Source organism: Spirochaetaceae bacterium (assembly GCA_009784515.1).
Classification (GTDB): domain Bacteria; phylum Spirochaetota; class Spirochaetia; order WRBN01; family WRBN01; genus WRBN01.
Map to the genome: position 1 here is coordinate 1 of WRBN01000100.1, position 5,636 is coordinate 5,636.

The following is a 5,636-nucleotide window of genomic DNA, read 5'->3' on the forward strand; positions in this document are numbered from 1 at the left end:
CAAATTTTATTACCTATCGACCATCAAGCTGCCGAAGAATTTGCCGATGTTGCCCCCACCTATGTAGATGACATTAACTTACCCGATAACCTGATGGGCTTAGATGTTGGCCCTAAAACCTTAGAGACCTATCAAAACGTGATAGCTACTGCTAAAACGGTAGTATGGAACGGCCCGGTGGGTGTTTTTGAGTTTGCCAACTTTGCCGAAGGTACCAAAGAATTGGCCGAAATGGTTGCCAAAGTTAAAGCTAACGGCGGCACCAGCGTAATTGGCGGCGGCGATAGTGTAGCAGCTGTCAATAAGTTTGGTCTTGCCGCACAAATGAGCCATGTTTCCACCGGCGGTGGCGCCAGCTTAGAATACCTAGAGGGTAAAACCTTACCGGGTATTGCAGCGCTTAATAAGTAAAGTTTTGCCTTATTAAATGAATTTATTATAGTAACCCGCTTATTAAAAGCGGGTTACTATTAAATATTTTAAATAATTTCGGAGCTATCGGCAGATAGTTCGCTTAAGTTAGTAATAAGCTCGGTCATAGCTGCGGCAAATACTTTAATTTTCTCCGACATATCAGAGATTAAATTATCTGTATCGGTAGAGCGCGTAGACGAAAGGTTAATCCCGTCAATAATACCGGAGAGTGTTTTAGAGATATTTTGCGAATTTTCCCCCGTCGTTTCAGAGAGCCGCCGAATCTCGCCGGCTACCACCGCAAAGCCCTTACCCATGGCTCCGGCATGAGCGGCCTCGATAGAGGCATTTATGGAAAGCAAGCTGGTATTGGTAGCAATATCACTGATAATTTTTATGGCCGAATCGATACCGTCCATCGACCTAGAAATTTCCTGTACCGATTCAATAGTTTCTTTCATCGATTGTTTACCGGTATCGGCATCTTTGCCCAGTTCATTGATAATACCAAGCTGCTGCTGTAAAAGGCTTGAGATGTTTTTTAAGGCACTAAATATTTCGGCCATATGCTCCTTTTCTTTTTCCAGCAAATCCATATTATAGTGAGCGCAATTTTGGGGCTTGTTAAGCTTATTAAAAATAGCCGTTGCCATTGCTTTACAAGTGCCGTACCCACAAGCAGGGCAATCGTAAATATCCTCCGGCTTGTATTTACCAAAACTGCGGTAAACCTCTGCCAGTTGCGCTTCGTTAGGAGATTTAAGATTATTATTGGCAGAATAATCATGGTAGCTGCGGTTATAAAGGTCTTTTTGCCAATACTGCTTTACCAACTTATGGTATTTTTTAAGCGCTTGCTTACGTTTACCGGTTTTATGAAACTCTTCCAGCTGGCTGCTGCGTTCGTGGATAGCATTTTCCAGCACCACCGAAGGCACTTTAGCGTTACCTGTACCGGGCCCGCCGTTACAACCTTTTTCGCAGTTAAGGCAGTCAAGCAACAGCGGTAAGTTAATGTTACTATTTAATAGCTCGGAGATTTCTTCCATATAAGGATACACAACATGCACACCTTCAATCTTAACGGTACGCCGCCTTATACCCGGCTGGAAACGTTCGGCAGTCTCTAAAAGGCCACCGGGCGAAGGAAAGCGCACTGCCCGTTCGGCTAACGGCCCTTCGTACTCTACCTTAGGGAAGGAACTAAGATGGACATTGTGCTCCGCCATTCTCTCTTTTAATGCCAGCATAGTAACATTGTAATCGGCAAAGCCGGTTTCATCAAACTCGCGGCGTTTAGCTATACAAGGCGAAACTACCGCTATCTTATGATTATTATATTGAGGGTAATATTTACGAATCATCTTGATAATGTGCAGTATAGGGCTGTCCATCGGGGCAAGGTAAGGCAGCAGCTCGGGGTGATAAATTTGAATAAAATTAACGATAGCCGGGCAAGGCTGCGAAATAACCATACGCGGCTTCTTTTCTTTAATATGGTCGAGGTAAGAGGCTACGGTAAGCTCGGCTCCAAAACCTACATCAAATATCGCCTCAATACCCAGCGATTTAAGGTAGCCATTAAAATTAAGATACTCACCCGGAAAAAAAGAAGCAATAGCCGGCGCCACAACGGCCACTATTTTGCCGCCTTGCTTAAGCTCCTCATAAAAACTTGCCTCGTCATCGATGATTTGCCTAGCACCATGCCCGCAAATATCAACACAACAGCCGCAACCAATACACAAATTAGGGTTAATTTGCAGTTTTTCACCAGAGCCGTCCATACATAACTTAGCGGGACAAGCGGCAATACAAGCATAACAATTATTACATTTATCTTCATCTATTTTAACAACTGGGGTAAGTTTTGTAACCATATAATCTTTTTCCTTAATAAACAATAAGTGTTAAATTTATCCACTTTTTACCATTATATAGTACCTTAAACCAATAAGCAAGTATTATAAGTAAAAAAGGAGCAACTATCAAATTTATAAGCCGTTTATTAAGTATATCTTATTTTTAACCAACAATCAAGCATTATAAGTAAAGTTGAAAAATTAATAGCATTAATAACCTATTATTACTCGTTGTAACTAAAGCTAATCGGCTCATTTTTATTGATATTATTAAAATAAAAACTAAGCATAGCTTCTTCAAAACACTCATTATTAGCATAACTATAACCAAACACAACCGGCCATAGTTGCTCATCTTCCATACATAAATAAAAATAAACTTGCTGCCGCCAATCGTTAGGAAAATAATTATAAATATTTTTAAACATCTCTAATTTTAAATTGTAAGGTAAACCATATTTCCCGGCCGTTTCTACCAACGGTAACTTATAAATATTACTGGGGCGCTTAAGCCGTAAATGTTTTAAATTGGCCTTACTAAAAGTTAAGGTACCCAAACTAAGCATAACTATATCTTGCGGCTTAAAATTATCGATTAAACTTTTAACTAAATTACGATAATCCTCTAAGTAATTTTGATAGGGAATAATCGGGTGTAAATGAAAGCCTATCTTAGCTTTAGTTGCCATAACTTGAGCGGCCTCCAGTCGCTGGGATAAACTGGCGGTACCGGCCTCCCAGCTATTAATAACCGGCTGCGGGTTTAACGACCAGCTAAAGATGATATTGTTAGGCAATTTAGAATAATTTAAAAAATGGTGAATATTAGATGATTTAGATTTTAATTCTAGAATAACATTAGAGTTTTGCCGGGCAAAATCGATTAATAACTTAGTATCTTCACGGCCGGTATATAATAATGAATCGCTGGCTTGCCCGCTGCCAATGTGGTAACGTTTGGTTTTATCCAACTTTAAATTAGCTAAAATTTCGGCTAAATTGATAGGTAAAGTAACTTTCCCCTCACCATCATAAAAACTAGGTATAGCGCAATAAGCACAGCCAAAGCCACAACCTTGCGCAACATCAAGAGTGTACAGGCCGCAGCAACGTGTTTTAGGGCTATTTACCGGGCAAAAACCTAATACCGAAAGAGGGAATTCTTTTTTATTAACGGTAATTTCATTATTTTTAGCGTTACCTTCACTTAAATTTAATGATTCACTGCGTATTAACTCATAAAAATGAGCAAAATCTTTAAAGTTAAAATTATCAATTAAATAATCATCAAAGCTAATTTGCCAAGTAGTTAAATCGTAAAACATTAAAGACAACTGCCTTAATTGCTGAAAGCTTAAACTGTTTTGTTTATAAACAAAATTTTTATAACTATCACCAAGCAAATTAAAGATTTTATCTTGCTGCAATAACTCAAATTTACTAACTTTGTTCATATTCTCGTTTTTTATCTTGCCAATAAAACTGGTCTTTAGAGGTAATTTCGCACAAAATTTTACACGGGTTACCGACTGCTATCACATTACTAGGTATATCTTTAGTAACTACGCTGCCGGCGCCAACCACTACGTTATCCCCAATGGTAATGCCCGCCAGTACCGTTACATTACCGCCCAGCCAGCAATTATCACCAATAGTAATGGGCAGGCCGTACTCAAGATCGCTGTTACGCACCGCTGCATCTATCGGGTGGCTAGCAGTAAACAAACTTACGCGCGGACCAAAAAGCACATTATGGCCAATTTTAACCTTTGCTACATCTAAAATAATACAGTCGTAATTGGCAAAAAAATTATCGCCAATGGTAATGTTATACCCATAATCACACTTAAAACTAGGTTTAATCCGACTGTTTTGGCCAAAACCGGCAAATAATTGCTCTAACAACGCACGGCGATAATCAGCCTGAGCCCGCAAGGTATTATTATACTTATAAAGTAGTTCTTCAGTTTGAGCACGAATAGCCCGCAGCTCTGTATCGGCTGCCGAGTAAAGATTGCCGCTTAACATACGCTCTTTTTCGGTCATTTCATTTTCCTTGTCAAATTTAAATATTGAGTTACCATAAAAGCAATTATGTTATTTAACTTTTACCGCTAACTTATTGCTCTTTTTAGGCTTTTATGCTACACTACCCTTATGCGTAGTATACTAAAAATAACTCTTTTTGTCTTGGCTTTACCACTAATTGCTCAAAGTAACTGGCGTGAAGATGTGGTAGCGGCTGCCTATCTTATTATGGAGCGCGGCCAACCGCAAAGTAACGGCCGCTGGTTTAACCGTGATTGCTCGGGTTTTGTTATGGCCATTTTTATGGAAGCCGGCCACGATTTAACCCAGCTAACTTGGCGGCACGCTTTGGCCGGGCAAGGACTAACGGCCACCTTGCATAATGTGGCGCGTCAAAACGGGGCTTTAGTTAACAACAGCAGCATTCAGCCCGGAGATTTAGTTTTTTTTGATAACACCTTTAACCGCACTGCCGGCTTCGATTTACTTACCCATTTGGGCATAGTAACCGGTTTCGATGCCGCCAGCGGCCGGGTTACCTTTATTCATTACAACACTTTTTTTGATAGAGTGATGGAAGAAGAGCTAAATGTGCGTGAGCCTGCTAACCCGCAATTAAATATTATTTTGCGCTGGCCTATGGCTAACGACCCACAGCAAGAACGGCTAGCCGGCCAATTAATTAATAGTTTTGGCAGGCCGTTTTAAATGCGTTTAATTTTATTTTTAATTTTCATCATTACTCTGCCATTAAATGCGCAGCTTGCTCCGCAGGGTGATTTTATCCGCTTTATCCGCGGCGAATTTAACGAGACCCCGCCCGAGCTCGATTTTAACGATTTTACTACCATTATCATTAATAACTATAATATTAATCATGTTGATTATAGTGTTATGATAGACTTTACAGCCTTTACCGAATATATTCGTGAGAATTTACGGGCGCGACGCAATCCTTTAGTAAGGTTATGGCTGCCGCGTATTAACGAAGAATTTGTAATTGCCGAAACCTTGCGGCACTCTGGGAACAATATGTTTAAGCAAGCGGTAGAGTGGCTTAGCGATAATGGCCAGCCGCCGCAGGCCATAACGGCACAAATTTTTAGGCAAACCGATACCAAGCCGCAGTTGCTAACTACCCTCAGTTACCAAAATGGACAATTTACTTCTTTTTAAAAATGGAGATGCTATGAAAAAAATTTTAGTTGTTTTATTTTTTATTCCATTAAACCTGTTTGCTCTTCAGCCATTGCCGCCGCCCCTTCCCCCTCAGGAAGAGTTTATCGATTTGTTTTATAATATCAATAGGTTTTCGGCCGCCGGTGCCGATGA

General features: G+C 40.2%; 6 protein-coding genes. 3 read left to right on the forward strand and 3 right to left on the reverse strand.

All coding sequences use genetic code 11. From position 1 onward, the window contains the following. A partial coding sequence (gene pgk / locus FWE37_08875) for a phosphoglycerate kinase (protein ID MCL2521093.1) occupies positions 1-411 on the forward strand: 411 nt, incomplete at its 5' end. Between the two features lie 68 nt (positions 412-479). Here pgk and FWE37_08880 read toward each other — a convergent pair. The 3 genes from FWE37_08880 to FWE37_08890 form a co-directional block, all read right to left on the reverse strand. After that, positions 480-2,294, reverse strand: coding sequence for a methyl-accepting chemotaxis protein (locus tag FWE37_08880; protein ID MCL2521094.1), 1,815 nt, complete (start codon positions 2,292-2,294; stop codon positions 480-482). A gap of 206 nt (positions 2,295-2,500) precedes the next feature. After that, positions 2,501-3,730 (reverse strand): DNA photolyase, encoded by a 1,230-nt coding sequence (locus FWE37_08885; GenBank protein ID MCL2521095.1) that lies wholly within the window; start codon positions 3,728-3,730, stop codon positions 2,501-2,503. Next, complete coding sequence (locus FWE37_08890; protein MCL2521096.1) at positions 3,717-4,322, reverse strand: sugar O-acetyltransferase; 606 nt, start codon at positions 4,320-4,322, stop codon at positions 3,717-3,719. Before FWE37_08890 ends, FWE37_08885 begins: the two co-directional genes overlap by 14 nt. A gap of 111 nt (positions 4,323-4,433) precedes the next feature. Between FWE37_08890 and FWE37_08895 the strand changes: the two genes are divergently transcribed. Next, positions 4,434-5,012, forward strand: coding sequence for a C40 family peptidase (locus tag FWE37_08895; GenBank protein MCL2521097.1), 579 nt, complete (start codon positions 4,434-4,436; stop codon positions 5,010-5,012). Beyond that, positions 5,013-5,480, forward strand: a complete 468-nt coding sequence (locus FWE37_08900; protein MCL2521098.1) for a hypothetical protein — start codon at positions 5,013-5,015, stop codon at positions 5,478-5,480. It abuts the gene before it with no gap. Positions 5,481-5,636: the final 156 nt, after the last annotated feature.